Origin of the sequence: Metaplanococcus flavidus (genome assembly GCF_042675885.1) — a bacterium.
GTDB lineage: Bacteria > Bacillota > Bacilli > Bacillales_A > Planococcaceae > Planococcus > Planococcus flavidus.
This window is the reverse complement of sequence record NZ_JBHTKI010000022.1, coordinates 174061-190435: the sequence shown is the minus strand read 5'-3', so window position 1 is coordinate 190435 and position 16375 is coordinate 174061. Positions and strand designations below refer to the sequence as shown.

The 16375-nt window shown below is 42.1% G+C and carries 17 protein-coding genes and 1 riboswitch; of the genes, 9 read left to right on the top strand and 8 right to left on the bottom strand.

The features are described from left to right. The first annotated feature begins 235 nt into the window (after positions 1 to 235). From ACFQ1X_RS14415 to ACFQ1X_RS14395, 5 genes are all read left to right on the top strand, one after another. Positions 236 to 1609 carry a DUF2254 domain-containing protein gene (locus tag ACFQ1X_RS14415; RefSeq protein WP_379083136.1) on the top strand — a complete coding sequence of 458 codons (1374 nt, stop codon included), beginning with the start codon at positions 236 to 238 and terminating at the stop codon, positions 1607 to 1609. Between the two features lie 208 nt (positions 1610 to 1817). Then, positions 1818 to 2018 carry a hypothetical protein gene (locus ACFQ1X_RS14410; RefSeq protein ID WP_144838555.1) on the top strand — a complete coding sequence of 67 codons (201 nt, stop codon included), beginning with the start codon at positions 1818 to 1820 and terminating at the stop codon, positions 2016 to 2018. Between the two features lie 179 nt (positions 2019 to 2197). After that, a complete protein-coding gene (locus ACFQ1X_RS14405) occupies positions 2198 to 2488 on the top strand; it encodes a hypothetical protein (protein ID WP_144838554.1) in 291 nt (96 codons plus the stop codon). A 169-nt stretch (positions 2489 to 2657) separates the two neighbouring features. Continuing rightward, complete coding sequence (locus ACFQ1X_RS14400) at positions 2658 to 3254, top strand: class I SAM-dependent methyltransferase (protein WP_144838552.1); 597 nt, start codon at positions 2658 to 2660, stop codon at positions 3252 to 3254. A gap of 194 nt (positions 3255 to 3448) precedes the next feature. Then, positions 3449 to 4297, top strand: a complete 849-nt coding sequence (locus ACFQ1X_RS14395; RefSeq protein ID WP_144838550.1) for an MBL fold metallo-hydrolase — start codon at positions 3449 to 3451, stop codon at positions 4295 to 4297. A 146-nt stretch (positions 4298 to 4443) separates the two neighbouring features. On the opposite strand, the gene ACFQ1X_RS14390 is transcribed toward ACFQ1X_RS14395, so the two are convergent. The 8 genes from ACFQ1X_RS14390 to ACFQ1X_RS14355 all read right to left on the bottom strand — a co-directional run bounded on the left by ACFQ1X_RS14390 (position 4444) and on the right by ACFQ1X_RS14355 (position 13237). Next, positions 4444 to 5643, bottom strand: a complete 1200-nt coding sequence (locus tag ACFQ1X_RS14390; RefSeq protein ID WP_144838548.1) for a M20 family metallopeptidase — start codon at positions 5641 to 5643, stop codon at positions 4444 to 4446. Between the two features lie 19 nt (positions 5644 to 5662). Then, entirely contained in the window at positions 5663 to 6502 is an 840-nt protein-coding gene (locus tag ACFQ1X_RS14385) for a MetQ/NlpA family ABC transporter substrate-binding protein (RefSeq protein ID WP_144838546.1), read from the bottom strand. A gap of 323 nt (positions 6503 to 6825) precedes the next feature. Continuing rightward, positions 6826 to 7476, bottom strand: coding sequence for a methionine ABC transporter permease (locus tag ACFQ1X_RS14380; protein WP_144838544.1), 651 nt, complete (start codon positions 7474 to 7476; stop codon positions 6826 to 6828). After that, positions 7466 to 8497: a methionine ABC transporter ATP-binding protein gene (locus ACFQ1X_RS14375; protein WP_144838542.1), complete on the bottom strand. Its 1032-nt coding sequence runs from the start codon at positions 8495 to 8497 to the stop codon at positions 7466 to 7468. The genes ACFQ1X_RS14380 and ACFQ1X_RS14375 overlap by 11 nt, the downstream gene beginning before the upstream one ends. A 136-nt stretch (positions 8498 to 8633) precedes the next feature. Next, positions 8634 to 8748, bottom strand: a riboswitch (SAM riboswitch). Between the two features lie 204 nt (positions 8749 to 8952). Further along, positions 8953 to 10968, bottom strand: coding sequence for a putative bifunctional diguanylate cyclase/phosphodiesterase (locus tag ACFQ1X_RS14370; protein ID WP_144838540.1), 2016 nt, complete (start codon positions 10966 to 10968; stop codon positions 8953 to 8955). Positions 10969 to 11032: 64 nt separating this feature from the next. After that, complete coding sequence (locus ACFQ1X_RS14365) at positions 11033 to 11449, bottom strand: hypothetical protein (RefSeq protein ID WP_144838538.1); 417 nt, start codon at positions 11447 to 11449, stop codon at positions 11033 to 11035. Positions 11450 to 12233: 784 nt separating this feature from the next. After that, positions 12234 to 12635, bottom strand: a complete 402-nt coding sequence (locus tag ACFQ1X_RS14360) for a hypothetical protein (protein WP_379083128.1) — start codon at positions 12633 to 12635, stop codon at positions 12234 to 12236. Between the two features lie 53 nt (positions 12636 to 12688). Continuing rightward, positions 12689 to 13237 (bottom strand): class I SAM-dependent methyltransferase, encoded by a 549-nt coding sequence (locus ACFQ1X_RS14355; protein ID WP_379083124.1) that lies wholly within the window; start codon positions 13235 to 13237, stop codon positions 12689 to 12691. Positions 13238 to 13635: 398 nt separating this feature from the next. Between ACFQ1X_RS14355 and ACFQ1X_RS14350 the strand changes: the two genes are divergently transcribed. From ACFQ1X_RS14350 to ACFQ1X_RS14335, 4 genes are all read left to right on the top strand, one after another. Beyond that, positions 13636 to 14154: a GNAT family N-acetyltransferase gene (locus ACFQ1X_RS14350; RefSeq protein WP_144838536.1), complete on the top strand. Its 519-nt coding sequence runs from the start codon at positions 13636 to 13638 to the stop codon at positions 14152 to 14154. 20 nt (positions 14155 to 14174) lie between these two features. Then, positions 14175 to 14336, top strand: a complete 162-nt coding sequence (locus ACFQ1X_RS14345) for a hypothetical protein (protein WP_379083121.1) — start codon at positions 14175 to 14177, stop codon at positions 14334 to 14336. Between the two features lie 243 nt (positions 14337 to 14579). Next, positions 14580 to 15176, top strand: coding sequence for a GNAT family N-acetyltransferase (locus ACFQ1X_RS14340; protein WP_144838534.1), 597 nt, complete (start codon positions 14580 to 14582; stop codon positions 15174 to 15176). Positions 15177 to 15180: 4 nt separating this feature from the next. Beyond that, positions 15181 to 15951 carry an SDR family NAD(P)-dependent oxidoreductase gene (locus ACFQ1X_RS14335; protein WP_144838532.1) on the top strand — a complete coding sequence of 257 codons (771 nt, stop codon included), beginning with the start codon at positions 15181 to 15183 and terminating at the stop codon, positions 15949 to 15951. Positions 15952 to 16375: the final 424 nt, after the last annotated feature.

Below are 16375 nucleotides of genomic sequence, written 5' to 3'. Positions count from 1 at the left end.
CAGAATCGGTGAAATTAAATATTTTATAGACAAAAGAGACTGATTTTCAATTCGGTGGGTAAAGAATCATAAAACTGAAAATTATTTCAGAGAGACTTTTGCTCTGTGGAGTAGATCATTTTTAAAGTGAAAGCGGTTTTTAATGTATCAAGATGCGTCTTCCAGTAATCACTCTGTCCGAATTAATGGAAATCTTATTTCAATCCGTCTCAAATGAGAAAGGAGAGTCATGCATATGAGGATGAAATTTCTGCCGAGGGAAATAAAAAAGTATTTTCTAATGTCAGAGCGGCAACGGAAACATGAAATAAGCATGTCGCTTTGGAACGTACCGCTTATGTATATAGGAGCAGCTGTAATTTTAGCAGCGTCAACAATTTTTGTCGATATGTATTTTGATGTCCCGGCGCAGTCTGATTTTTATGTTTTTGATTTTCAGTCCACAGAATCACTTGTGAGTACGCTGATCAGCAGTGTCTTGCTGTTGAGTGCATTTACACTGAACATTTTATTGATTTTGCTGACCACATTCAGCGGCCAGTTTTCCCCTCGTATGCTGCAGAATTTTATAGCTGATCGACAGACTCAGCATTATGTAGGCATTTTTAATGGCAGTTTCATCTATGTGCTGCTGACATTTTTATTTATCAATAATTTTCAGCGCAATGATTTTGTTCTTGTGCCGATTACTACGGTTTTATTGGCGTTTATAACTGCAGTTATTTTCCTCTTTTTTATCAACCATGCAATCTACTGGATGCAAGTGCATAACGTGACATTTAACATGAAAACCACATCTGAAAAAATTGTTAAAAATACATTAATAACAGATATGGAAAATCTGAAACAAAAGGAAGCAGGAGATTTAAAAGAAAATTTTCGGAGGAGTGCGAAGCAAGTCGATACAGATGTCGCTGGATATCTTCAGCTTGTAGATTTTCAAGGAATGGTCAGCAAAGCGCAGGAAGATGATATCATCATTGAACTTCGTGAGAAAGTCGGAAACTTTATGCTGATCAACAACCCTTTGTTTTCCTATTGGGGCGAAGGAGCAGCCGAAGTTGATGAAGAAGATTACAAGGAATTCATTTTATTTGGCAACAAAGAATTGGAGATTCAGGACAACGACTCGGCAATGAGTAAACTGGCAGAAGTGGCAATAAAAGCATCGGATAACGGGGATCCCCGGTCTGCCATCAATGCCATTTATCAATTGGCCAATTTAATGCAAACCATTGACCGCCACATCACATTCGCTCCATATCTTGTGGATTCAAACGGGCAAGTCCGGGTAATTACCCAGCCACAGCGGTTTGCTGACTCCCTTTACAGAGGATTTGGGATGATCAGACATTATGCCAAGGATGATCTTCCAATCATTATAGAAATTATTGCTTCTTTGAGAATGCTGGCGCAAGGGACATGGCCAATTCGCCACAGGGATATCTGGAGTTTCGCTGAAAATACAGTTAAAAATGTTTCTCAGGAGATTATTTATGATATCGACCGCAATATACTATTGGAAAATCTTTATCACCTTGCAAGAGTTACAGGAAATGAAAAAGAATATACCAGACTGGAGAAAATTTTGGAGCAAAAAGACGCTTAATATGAAAACGGTGTGTTTTTTAAGAAGTATAGAACAAAGAAGAGAGCACTTTATCACGGGGAGTGACTATATCGTGGAACAAGATCAACGCTGATTTTCCTGATGTACTGGCCCTTTTCCCACCAGATTACGAATGGTAGCATAAAATTGTTAAAAAAGGGTATACTAACAAGTACGAACAATTTCAAATGTAACTAGGAGGCATTTTATGTCACATATTCTGACTTTTTTTGAACGCGTGGAAATACGTGAATTGCTTTCTCTTAAAATAAATTCTCTTACGAAAAGTAAGCTATTTCTCACAACGGTCGATGGCCAGCAGCATACCGGCTCATTAGAAGCCGACATTAAACTCTCTATTCAGGAAATCACGGACCTGGAAAATCTATTGTTTTACTCAGCTATTTAGGTAACGAAAAATATAAATATTATATATGTTGAATTAAAGAATCCGATAAATATGCCGCTTCGGTGCTTTGGACAAGGCTCCCGCAATAAGCCGAGAAGACCACTCGTCTTATTGCTTCGCCCAGTCCTGGAGCGCACCTTCGCTAGTGAAGTAACTTTGATTGAGAGAGTATCTTAGATATGGAGCAAAACAGCGCAGAGTTGAACGAAGCCTGCGAGGGCAACTCTTTGCGACGAAGCAGCGAAGCGATGCAGGAGCAAAGGGTTTTGAGCGAGCCCCCGGCAGTCGGCACCGCGACGTCCTGTCGCGCCGACTGCATGACCCACATCCTGTGGGCCCGCAAGCAAGCTGTTTTGCGGAATATCGGCTACTATGGATTTATTAGTTCAACATATATAGAAGCCTGTTTGAATTCGGCTAAAACCATAAAGAGCAAGCGAAGTCGTAGAAATGGAATTTCGTTTTATTAAAATAAAACTGCAGACAAGCTCAATCATCTGAGTTTGCCTGCAGCCTGAGCGCTCCTTTGAAGGGAGCGTTTTTATTATTGGATGATTTTTAGCAGATATTTCAGTTCGGGAAAGGAAATTTCATTAGTTAAGCCGAATTAAACTTGAATGAAGGAAGGAGCAGAGTACGATGTCAAAATCCTTGCCGAAAAAGTTTGATAAACAAGCGGATAGGTACAATAAACACCGGGAAAAGGATAAGACTTTCAAGTATCGCCAGAAAATTTTCCGGGATATCGAGGGCAAAGTGTTGGAAGTGGGCATTGGTGTGGGGCTGAATTTTCCTTTCTACGATAAAGACGTCGAATTGACAGGCGTGGATTTCAGTTCGGAAATGTTGAAAAGGGCACAGGAAGCCGCAAAAGGATATCCTTTCACGGCCACTTTCATTCAAGCGGATGTTGAGGCCATTGACTTTCCGGAGAACTCTTTTGACACCATCGTTTCTTCCGGAACCTTATGCGGTTATCAAAATCCGCTCAAGGTATTGAACAGTTTTCAAAAGTGGTGCAAGCCGGATGGCAAAATCCTGTTGCTGGAACATGGCATCAGTTCCAACAAACCGTTGATGTGGCTGCAAAAGTCCTTGGATCCACTGGCAGTCAAAATTGCGGGATGCCACGCAAATCGTGATATCAGTGGAATTGTTAAAAGTTCCAAGCTTCAGCTTGTGCGGGAAGAACGCTATTTGGCTGGCAATGTCTACATGATATGGGCGAAGCCATAAGGAATTCAGAAATATTTATAAAATCAGTTAACGAAAATTGTTATATGGTATACTTTTCCATATAAACAAAGGAGGACAAGTCCAATGGTGAAAAATTAACCTGAGAAAATCTTGAAATATTTTAGTACTCCATAAAATAAACATACAGATTTTCTCTTTCAGAGTATTTACTTAAAATAGAGGAGAGAGAAAATATGTTAAATAAAGTAAGTGACAGTGTTTATTATTTATCCAATCAGGATGACAAAGAACGACCGGCTTTGGGGCTGGTGTGCGGTGATAAATATAGTTTAATAATAGATGCAGGCAATTCACCCCAGCACGCCAAGGACTTTTTAGCAGAAATCGGGAAGCTGGATTTACCGCCAGTCAAATATGCAGTCATTACCCATGCGCATTGGGACCATTTCATGGGTATGAATGAATTTGGTGCAACAATTATCGTCAATCGCCGAACAAATGAACTCCTGCAGGAATGGCAAACCTTTACGTATGATGATAGTTCGCTCGAAAAGTATGTGAGCACCAATCGGATGGACGCTAAATGCATGGAGATCCTGAAGGAAGAAATGCCGGACAGGGACAGTTTCAAGCTGGATTCTCCCGATATAATCTTTGGAAATACCTTGACCATCGATCTGGGAAATAAAAAGTGCATTATCGAAGAAATCACAAGCACACACACGGATGATGCGACCATCGTTTATGTTCCTGATGAAAAAGTGCTGTTTTTAGGGGATAGCGGATACGGCAAAACCACAAATTCATTATTCCATATCCAGCAATCGTTGTTGGTTCCTATGATTGAAGACATCCAAAAGTATGATGCTGAAATGTCGTTGCTTGGCCATGAATCCATCTGCGATTCAGCGGAAATGGATCTTTACTGGAAAGAACTTAAATCAGCAAGCCAGGCTGTTATATCTGCTTCACTGGCAAAGGCGGAAGAAAAATTCCGGGTGGAAAACAAAAGAGAACCGAGTGATAACGAATTGTTCTTTATAAAAGCATTTGTGAATGACCAAATTATTCAATCGCAATAAACCTATAAAATGGACGAGCCACTTCAGTTTTAACTGAAGTGGCTTTTTGCTGCTTGTCAGGTTTTAAATCCATCTGGAGTGAATAAAAAACAGTATTGAAAGCCATTTGATAAATGATTTTTCAATACTGTATCGTTGTGCTGATTTTACGAGTTTGCTGCCAACGACTGGGCATGCGCCTGTTTAATTTCTTCCAGAAGCGAGCTTTCAGTCAGAAGGCGGTAGCCGGTGTTCGCCAGTGCTTTCGCTCCGCGGATCAGCGCTTCGTCACCTTGTTCGGATTTCGAGGCTTCCCGGAACTCGGCTGTATGGCCGATCAAATCATCCGGCCCGATCTTGATATACGGGTGGGCGGTCGGAACCTCGTGGCTGATGTTGCCGGCGTCTGTTGAACCAAGACCGGTATTGCGGGATTCAGCGACTTCTTCGCCGACAGCGGTCAGTTCCTCGCGCACGATTGAATCCAGCAGCGGAGTGACGACGAGGTTTTTCACCTCATTTTGGAAACGCACAATTTTAACGGTAGTGCCGGTTGCCAGTGCGGCGCCTTCTGCAATGGCCCGAATTTTGGTGGCCGTGTCTGACGCCTTTTTCCAGGAATCACCGCGGATGTAAAAACGCGCTGATGCGTATTCCGGAATAATGTTTGGTGCGTCGCCGCCATGCGTGATGATGCCATGTACGCGGGCATCAGAAGGCAATTGCTGGCGCAATGCATTGATGCTGTTGAAGAGCTGGAGCACGGCATCAAGCGCGTTGATGCCTTCTTCCGGTGACCCTGCCGCATGGGCAGGCTTTCCGTAGAAGTGGAATTCAAGCGGATCCACTGCAAGGGAAGGACCGGTGACAGCGGATCTGCCGGACGGGTGGATCATCAATGCGGCGTCGATGCCTTCGAGCAAACCGTGTTTGACGAAACTTCCTTTGGTGCTGCCGTTCGGGCCGCCTTCTTCAGCAGGTGTGCCAAGTACAACGACACGTCCGCCGGTGGTTGAGAAGGTTTCCGACAGCGCAATCGCTGCAGCGACGCTTGTCGTACCGATAATATTGTGGCCGCATGCGTGGCCGAGGCCAGGAAGGGCGTCATATTCTGCAAGATAGGCAATGGTCGGTCCCGGCAAAGAGCTGTCTTTGCTGGCATAAAAAGCGGTATCGTGGCCAGCAACCCCTGTTTCGACAGTAAATCCTGCGCTTTCGAGCAATTCAACGAGGGAGGCGCTGGCGAAAACTTCTTCGTTTCCGATTTCCGGTTTGGCATGGATCACCTGGCTTGTATTAATATACTCTTCGCGTTTTGAATCGATGGACTGTGAAATTGTGTGATTTGCTTCTTTAATCGTTATCATATGAATTCCTCCTCAGGTTTTATTGGTAGTCGACGAGCTCTTCTACAGTTACGAAAGTCGGAATTTGTGCGCCTTCTGAATAGTCGACGATGAATTCAGCCGTATCTTCCTGTTGGTACAATTCAACAATTTTCAGGAAATCTTCATCGTCGGCATTTTCTGCGCTTGCAGCAATCAGGTTGATATAAGGCGTAGCCGTATCGTTTTCACGGGCGATTGGATCTTCAGTCGGGTTCAGGCCAGCGTCAATTGCGATGCCGTTATTGACGATGGATGCAGCAAGGTCTGCCATGGCACGCGGCGTTTGGGCAGAAATCATTGGAACGATTTCAAGATTTTTCGGGTTGTCGATAATATGGTCAGCGGTGCCCGTCAATCCGGCATCGTCAGACAGTGTAATCAAACCGGCTTCCTGAAGCAGCAGCAGTGCGCGGCCCATGTTGGTCGCTTCGTTCGGCACGGCAATTTGTGCGCCGTCTGGAAGATCATCGATTGATTCGTATTTATCGGAATAAAGGCCCATGGGTGCAATTACTGTGGAGCCGATCGGCACGATATCGAGATTGTGTTCTTCGACAAATTCATCGAAATAAGAAATTGTCTGGAATGCGTTCAAATCCAGTTCACCTTCTGCCAGAGCAATATTCGGTGCCACATAATCAGAAAAAGTAATGATTTCGAGTTCAATACCTTCTTTTTCGGCTTTTTCTCCGATGTAATCCCAAATTGTCGTATCCGAACCACTGATGCCGAGTGTTATCGTGCGGTTGCCGTCATCGGCACCTTCTGTATCGTTTCCACATGCTGCGAGTGCCAAAGCCAATAGGGCCAATAATAATAGTGAAGTGATTTTTTTCATTTATGATTCCTCCAATGTTGTTTTGTGAAAGTTGAAATAAATAACTTATAAATAGTCGATATTCCGCAAAACAGCTTCGCTTGCCAAAACCCGTGCTCCTGCATCGCTGCGCTGCTTCGTCGCAAAGAGCCGGCCTTGCAAGCTACGGCCAACTCTTGGCTCGCGCTGAGCTAACTCGGTGCTACGCCCGAGTGGATCTCAGCACTTCGCTTGGCCCCTGGGAGTCTTCGCTGTTTTGCTCCATATCTTTAGAGATTTCTCTCAACGCCGATTTGGTATATAAATACTGCTTTTTTAGTTCAACTAATAAGGATAGATTGGTGTTAACGTCGACGCACTTGCCTTGATAAGAGATTGCCGCCGGACTGGACGCCTTGTACTAGGACGACCAAAATTGCTACGGTAATAAACATGACGAGTGTGTCGAAGCGTTGATAGCCATACGTGATGGCGAGATCTCCGAGGCCTCCGCCTCCGATTGCTCCTGCCATGGCGGATGCGCCGATCAGGCCGACAATCGCAATCGTCAAAGCGAGAACGAGTGAGCTTAATGCTTCCGGTATCAGGAACCGGAAAATAATCTGTAATGGCGATGCACCCATTGCCTTTGCTGCTTCAATGACACCCTCATCAACTTCAAGCAGGGAGTTTTCAATCAGGCGGGCGATATAGGGTCCGGCGTAAAATACGAGTGGAACAATAGCCGCTGATGTGCCGATGGATGTTCCAACGATTAATCGGGTGACCGGGATGATGGCAACCATCAGGATGATAAATGGCACGGACCGGAAAATATTGATGAAGGCGTTCAGCACTTTCGATACCGGTTCGTTTTCCAGCAGATGGCCTTTCCGTGTAACTACCAATAAGAGTCCCAGTACAGAACCGACGAGTAAAGAGAAAAGAAAGGATACGCCCGTCATATAAAGTGTTTCCCAAAGAGCTTCCAGGATCTGTTCGTTACTAACTAGCATAATTCCGCACCTCCTCGGCTTGAACTTCGTTTAAGCGAATGTCCGCCAACGCTTTTTGGATTTCCCTGGCAGGTCCGTTGAATTCCACAATCAGATTGCCATAGGGTTCCCCTTGAAGTTCTGTAATATTGCCGAATAATACGTTCAGGTCCAAATTGTATTCCCGGGAAATTCTGGACATAAGGGGCTGGCCGACAGAAGCGCCGATAAATTGAATCCGGTAGATGGTATGGTTCTGATTCGGATCCCGGATTTTCTTCAACAGCGATTCCGGCAGTTCATCGTTCATGACCGAGCGGACGAACCGTTGCGTGGTCGGCTGCTGCGGGTTCGTAAATATGTCGAACACCGTTCCCTGTTCAATTACTTTTCCGGCTTCCAGCACGGCCACTTTGTCACAGATTTCCCGGATGACACCCATCTCATGGGTAATCAGCAGGATCGTGATGTTGTATTCGCGGTTGACTCGGCGCAGCAATTCGAGAATCGATTGCGTGGTCTGCGGATCAAGTGCGGATGTCGCTTCGTCGCACAGCAGGACGGAGGGGTTGGTGGCCAAAGCACGTGCAATGCCGATCCGTTGTTTCTGTCCACCTGACAGCTGATCCGGATACTTCTCTGCCTGATCGGCAAGACCGACGAAATCGAGCAGCTCCTTTACTTGTTCCTTTATTTGTCTTTTCGGTGTATTTGCCAGAATCAGCGGCATCGCGATATTATGGAAAACCGTTTTGGAGTTCAGCAAATTAAAATGCTGGAAAATCATGCCGATGTCTTTCCTTGTTTTCCGGATCTCGCTGGCCGATAGCTTCGAAATGTCCTTGCCATTTATCAGCACATGCCCGCTGCTTGGGCGCTCCAGAAGATTCACGGTGCGTATCAGCGAGCTTTTACCGGCTCCGCTGAAGCCAATCACTCCGTAAATCTCTCCGGTTTCGACAGTCAGGTCAATGCCGTTCAATGCGTGAACGTCCTCCTTGCCCGACTGATAAGTTTTGGTAACCTTCTTGAATTCAATCATTTGTACGCCTCCTCTAGCTGTAATACCTATACAAATCTATTGCGTACAGATCTAACTTTCCAAAAATGAACGAAAAAAGCCCTCTTTTTTTCTTGTCCAACAGAAAAAAAGAGGGCTTCGGAATGAAACCATCTCGTTCTCATCTTCCAAATGCAAAACTCGCATTTGCAGGAATTAGCACAGTTTTCGCATAAAGCGAATCCGCTGCCGAAACGTCAAAGGGCCTGTCCCTCGGTTTCTCTGGATAAGAAAGTGATGTACGTATTTAATTTGTAATGATTACTTTATTGCTGTTTGAGATAGAAGTCAATCATTTTCTTTTTATTTTTTTCAGATATATAGTTGCAGGCCTTGAAAGAGTATCGGGAAGTTTATTTTCAATTATTTTTTGAAAATTAAGTAAATTAATGGTAGATATGTGGTTTCCGGTCATTTTAAAAAAGTAAAAGGGTGTATCAGCCGGACTTTGAATTCTCATATTCATCGCCGGATAAATAGTATTTGACGAATGTCTCAGGAAGTAAAGGACGATCATATAGATATCCCTGATGGATCAGGCAGCCATTCATTTCGAGAAACGCAGCCTCAGCTTGCGATTCCACTCCTTCTGCCACCAGCTTGCAGCCGATATTTTTAACAAATTGGATGAGAGATTTAACAACAGCCTCCGATTTAAGGTTGAATCCAATTTTGGAAATAAAAGATTTATCCAATTTGATCTTATCAATCGGAAAATCCATTAAATAGGCCAGCATTGAAAATCCGGTTCCAAAATCGTCGAGTGCAATGGAAATTCCTCTTGCCCTGCAGGCAAGCAAGTTTTCCAGTGTGACTTCTGAAACAGTAAGTTCTTCACTTTCGGTAATCTCAATTTCAATCCAATCAGATGAGATCTGATATTTGTCCATAAGTCTGAATAAATCTTCAAAGAACAGTCTGCTTGTGAGCAGTGACGGGGTTATATTGATGGCCGTCCTGGGCACGCCGTGATATAACTTGTGATTGTATTTTAAAAATGAAAATACCTCGTTCAGAAGATGTTTCGTTAAATGGGATATTGTTCCAGTCTCTTCGGCAATGCCGATGAATTCTAAGGGCGAAAGTGGACCCAGTTTGGGATGATGCCATCTGGCAAGCACCTCAACACCATCCGTTTCACCGGTTGAGCAATTGATTTGAGGTTGAAGTACAAAATGGAAACCTTTTGCTTTGAGATTTCCTGACAGGTCCCTTTCAATCAATAGCCGACGTGCCAAATCAGTTCCCATGTCAGAATGGAAAAACGAATTGGAAGTTCCTTTTTGTATTTTGGCATTTCGCATTGCGGTCTCCGCAAATGTAATCAGTTCATTGGCGTTGGATGAATCCTGCGGATAAAGCGAAACTCCTATACTGGCATTTACAGTAATAACCTGAGAATTTTCCAAAATGATGGCTTGGGCAAAAACTTCCTTCACTTTTTGGGGGAAATCGTCAAGTTCTTCCCCATCCTTGCGCAAGTGAAGGAGCACAAGTTCATCTCCGTCAAGACGGCCGGCCAGTTCATAGGGCTTCAGAATCTTTTCCAGGTTTTTTGCCAGGACTTTGAGAACTTCATCGCCTGTTTTGTGATTATATAAGTTATTGATATGTTTGAAATTATCGAGGTTAATGTACAGAAGTGATAAAGGAGTATCCTGTTTCAGAAGCATTTCTAAATTCTCTTCAAATTTTCTCCGATTTGTCCAAGTGGTTAAATAATCTGTGGAAGCATATTCAGTAAGCGCTTGTTGAATTACGACATCGTTAGAGGTCCTTTGATAATAGACGGCGAGCCCGTCCTCTCCGACTGGCACCAATCTCACTGCAAACCATGAGTCCGATGGCCCGTGATAATCTCTATACTCGATTTGAACCCGTTCCTGCATAGCGCGGTTATAATTTGCGTATGACCTGGTGCCTGTCCACTGTGGAAATAGCGTCCAGATATTAGCTCCGAGTAATTCTTCTTTTGTTACATTCAATAAGGATTCAGTGTTTGAATTTACATACTGGAAATTCATTTTTCTGTCCAACAGGTAGAAGGCGTCCGTCATGTTTTCAAGAATCGATGCGGTTGTCAGGGACTGAAATGGTAAGAGTTCCAGGGGGTGTATGTACAAAATGATTCCTGCTGCCCCTTCTTCCAGAGGGAACTGCCGGGATCTGATGGAGAAATTCTTAAACACAACGGAAGATGGCTGAAAGGAATCTTCTACAGCGCCAGTGTCAGGATTTTTTGACCACTTTAAACGCTCTCTGTTTCTGTCATCCACCAAATTTTCCAGACAGTCTGATCCTGTTTTCCACAAAGAATTTGAAAGCTGATGGTCACAGCAATAATCAACCCAGCTTTGGTTTGAATACATAATAATTCCAGCGGCATTCAGGACAACAACGAAATCTGGTAGTTTTTCGATCAGCTCTTGTGTTTGTCGTCCCAATGTTTTCATATGGAGCCCTCCCTATAATCCAGGAAATTTTAAATGCTTTCCTGATATTCAATTCCTTCAGCTTTTACCAAACACATTTAAATGACTGTGCAGAAACAACCTCGATATCCAAAGCATCTAAAAGTTCACAGATATAGTAAAAGGCTTGAAGGTTTTTTACCCCAAGGCCTTTAGCCTTATGGTCATCGAAGTATACAATTGTTTCTTCGTAATTATTGAGAGAGCGGGCAGCGGTGTAAAAAGGGATATTATGATTTCTTTTCTGATTATGGATATGCAGTGCATATTTCGAGAGTTGATAAATGTCCACTACGATGTAATTGCCTTCCAGTGAACAGCTGAGAACTGTGTCGGAGTCCTTATGAATATTGATCGTTTCTTCTTTCGTTATTAACATCTTTTCAATAGTTTTACTGACAAACTCTTTTATTTCAAATTCGTCTGCAGCGGACAAAGAAAATTTCTTTTTAAATAGATACATTCGAATTCCCTCCTATAAATGAAAACATTTTGCTCACAATCAGGAATGGAGAGAGTGAAATTAAATAGAAGAAAGACCTATATGCGGTGGCGGATATGCATGGTTGGCGAATTTCTTCTGAAAAAAACCCCTCTCTTTTTTTGATGGAATAAGCTCAAAAAATGCGAATTAAGAATGTTTTTAACGTAAAATTGTTATACATATATCGAAAGTAAATCAAATGGAACGAATGTATAATACATGAGTAGATATAATTGCTTACATATTAGTTATATTAATATAAATTATATAGTCTAATTTAGTAATGTTGAATAGGTATATTGAATTATATTAATGGTGTTCATTGGTATTGTAAGAGAGGCATTGCCGCGTATTTATATGCAATGCTGGTGATTTGCCGAAGTTCTGTTACTGAGGAAAAAATTAGAGGAGAATTTAAAACAAAAACTGTGAATCAGATTCCGCAGGAGCATGATTCACAGTTTTTGTTGGTGACGAGAATAATGTGAGCTAGTGTATGCGGATGTACGGGCCGATCAAACGTTTTTCAGGAAGATGTCCGTTCAACTCAGCGGGCGTTAACAAATTAACGGTGTGATATTACAGGGTTCCTGTTGCTGTGGCCGCCCTTTGATTTCCTTCAAGAGATTCAATGGTTAAAAAAATTCAATCGCCAATCCCCGCCACCTGGACTAACATTATTTTTGTGGACTGCATAAAACCGCTTCTTATGTATAATTTTCATTCTCAACGCTGATTCGACTAAAGTGACCGATAAATGAATTTATAGAGAAAAAAACAGGTAAGCAATAAAACTGGCTATAAATACCACATCTACAATCGCAAGATACAGCCCAAGCTTCGATTTTTTCATGCTTGCAAGACTATAATTAAATAAAGTGTCATACAAACTTGTCACAAATAATATAACCGAAATCAAAATCACTACAATATTCTCTGTCATAGATATTGCCAGTAAATAAATGAGCCACCTGCGGATGAAATTGAACAGCAAACCTAGAAACATAATGGAACTGTGATTCGGATTTATATCCAACTCATCCTCAGAAGAAATGTCCTCAAGTCCTTCTTTAATCTCTTTGTATCCTCTTAAGTAGCCAATATTAATCCATAACATAAAAGAGCAATAAATAATGATAAGGATTTCTTGGTTATTGTTTATCATTTCCCCAATGACTAACACCCCATATTTTTATTTTGTAAAAACCAGTTCGGCTTTTATCTCTTTTCACATACATAAATCATTTCGCTGCTGGAAGCGGACAAGGGATCTTTCTCCCACGAACTGTATGTCTCCAGAATCGTAAAACCATTTTGGGTAAGCAATCTTTCCATTTCGAGGGGGAAGACGTAGCGCAGTGAAATGCTGTCCTGTTCAATGGTCCCCTTTTTTGTGCCGTCGAGTATCTCGCGATGGGACGTGCAATGCAAAATCTGGGTAAGCGGATGATAGGTTTCAACATTTTTCTCCCGGATTTTTCTGTTGCGTTTATCCGTATACGTCCGCTCGGATTCATCCACTTCAGCAAGTTCCTTCAGTACAGGAAATCTTGTATTGAAAATGAAAACCCCGTTCGTCTCCAAGTGTTTATAAACAGAGTGCAATAATTGATTCTGCGATTCGTTGGTCAGAAAATGCTGGAACGAATTTCCTGTCATATACATGAACGGCGTTGTCACACCGAGCGACAGCTGGGTGCAATCCTGCAAAAGCCATTCAATCGGCAGGCTGGTGTTCGCCGTTTTTTCCCGTGCCTGATTCAACATGCCTTCATGAATGTCCACGCCGATTACAGAATGTCCCTGCTATGCCAAAGGGATCGTCGCCCTCCCTGTGCCGCATCCAAGATCGACCACCGTGCCGTTTTGTTTTTTGGGCTCATTCTGACAGGAAAGGGACGTCGGTTAAATAATGCTGATATTCCAAGTCGTAATATGCCGGATCTTCGTACTTGTCGAGGTTGTTGCTGAAAATATTTTTTGAAGTCTGACTCAATTTTTATTCCGCCTTCATTCGTTTTTTATCCTTTTCCTTATATTCATAATTGTACAACAATTTGGTAAAATATTGAAGGGACTATTCGGATATGTTTGTGCAGAATGAATGTATAGAGAAAATAAAAGAAATTATAGATTCCAGTGATTAGGAAGGTGGGAGTGTAAGAATGGAGATTTCAATCAGATTGCTGCAGGAAAAGGATGCGCCGGATTTATTCCAATTTGAAATTGAAAATCGTGAGTTTTTTGAAAGAATGGTGCCCGGCAGAGGGGACAGTTTTTATACGTGGCACACATTTCTGAAGAGGCACCGGGAATTGCTGGCTGAACAGGAGAGCGGCCTCGGGAGTTTTTATCTCGTTAAAGATCCTGATGGACAGATTGCAGGGAGAATAAACTTGGTAGATATCGATGCTGAAGCGGGCACTGCAGAAATCGGCTTTAGAATAGGGGAGGCGTATGGCGGAAAAGGGATTGGGAACCGCGCATTGGAAATGCTGTTATCCACAGAAACCGATATGAAGCAGATTCATGCCAAAACGACGACTGTTAACAAGGTGTCACAAAAAGTCCTTGAAAAAAATGGGTTTATCCACATGGGGATAAGTGATGAGGAACTTAAGATGAATGATGAAAAGATGAAGTTTGTGCATTATGTGTGGATAAATAAAGATTTTGAGAAGTGAATAGACGGAAGTGATAAACAATGCCAATGGAACAGGAAACAATCGGATTGCTGATAGGCGGTTTTTCTCTGGTCATCGGACAAATGGTTTTGGTGACCTTGTTTTTATGGATTAAGAGCAACGGCAATAGCGTAGCTTTTGCTTCAGTAATATCCCGTTTTGTCCTTTCAACAATTGCATAGTAGATCTTTCACAATCCAGCTTAGTTCAAAGTGCTTGCAAAAAAAAGCAAGTTAATATTTAATTTAACCATTTATTTAGAATTATCTGTCAATTTAGGATTCTTAGTGATAAAATATGCTTATAATTCAATGTCTGACAAAAACCATTATTCAGGAAGGAGGATAAGAAAATACTTCGAACCTTTTTGGGAAAATATGTTCTATTGCTAAGTCATAAAAATAATCAGCGAAAGAAGGGGAGATATGAATATTAAAGGTAAAAAGGTATTGTTGCGGGCTTTGGAGCGATCAGATATGGAAGAGTTGAGAAGCTATCACAATGATCCGGAAATTGGAAATCTTTTGGTGGGATGGACTGTGCCAATTTCTTCTGAAGAGCAGAATAAATGGTATGACCGACTTAGTTATGATGATCGGAATTTACGGTTTGCCATTGAGACTGAAGAAGATGGTTTTATTGGGGTTACTGATATTTCTTGCATCGATTATAAATATCGCTCTGCTTCACACGGTATTTTGATCGGCAAAAAGAATATGCGCGGACATGGATATGGACGTGATGCAGTTATGGCCACTATGAAATATGCTTTTGAAGAATTGCAGCTGAATCGCCTTGAAGGGGAAATAATTGAACATAATATTCCTTCGTATAATCTTTATCTGAAAAAGTGCAATTGGAAAGAAGAAGGAAGAAAACGTGAGTTTGCGTTCCGGAATAATCGATATTACGACAATATTATGGTTGGAATTTTAAAAACTGAGTATGAGGAAATTTGTATGCAGACTGGATACTGGAATACATTTGAAGAAAGCAGTGACGGATTGGAAGAGGTGAAGTGATAAGATGAAAAAGCTGGATGGAAAAGTAGCTGTGATTACTGGTGGTGCCGGCAGTTTAGGAAGAACTGCAGCCGAACTTTTTTTAAAGGAAGGGGCGAAAGTGGTTCTGGTAGATAAGGATGAGAAAAGTCTGTCTTCCTGTACAGAGCAGCTTTTCGAATTTGGTGAAGTCATCGCCATAACGGCAGATGTAAGTTCTGAAAATGAAGTATCTGGATACGTTCAGCAAGTTCTCGAAAAATGGGGGAAAATCGATGTTTTTTTAAACAATGCTGGAATCCTTGGGAAAACAGTGCCATTGTCTGATCAGACATTTGAAGACTTTGAGACAATCATGAATATTAATGTTCGAGGCATTTTTTTAGGCTTGAAGTATGTATTGCCTGTTATGTCCAGTCAAAAAAATGGCAGCATCATCAATACTTCTTCCATCTCCGGCCTCGCTGGAAGCAGGGAAGGTTCCTTGTACTCTGCTTCCAAACATGCCGTAGTGGGTTTAACAAAAAGTGTGGCTTTAGAAGTTTCCGCTGATTCAGTCCGGGTTAATTCTATACACCCGGGCCCTCTGAATTCTAAAATGATGCAAGAGGTTGAAGAGAGTGATGAATCCCAGAGCCCTTCAGAAGTCAGGTCCAGGATTTTTTCTCGCATCCCGCTTGGCCGCTATGGAGAAATGCTGGAAGTTTCCAAGCTAATCCTTTTTCTTGCAAGTGATGATTCCCAATTCATTACCGGAAGCCAATATCGAATTGACGGTGGAATTGGGGCACGGTGAAATTTGTTTGAAACAAATTATCATCCCTGTCAGGTATCAACCTGAAGAAGAATGCGCGTGTTGAAGGATATTTATTTTGAAAAGTATTACAGACGTTTAAATGTAAGCGTCAAAAAGTTCACACCTGGTTTCTTAAAAAAGATAATGCCTGTCCGTTTTTTTGTCGGAAAGGCATTATCTTTTTTTCGTTTGGATATAACAGGCTTTCGGAAGTTCCTTCGACTACGGCATGAATGGAAGAGACTTTATATGAAGCTTCTTCTGTTTTGTGTTTTATAGGTATAAATGGACGGAACTTCACTTAATATCGACCATAAGCACAAAATCGGGGACGAATTTTCTGGCTTTGATTGGTACAATGAAAGCAGAATATTTCCCGGGAAATGTATACAATGGACTTAAGAGAAATGACTCGGAAGAGAGC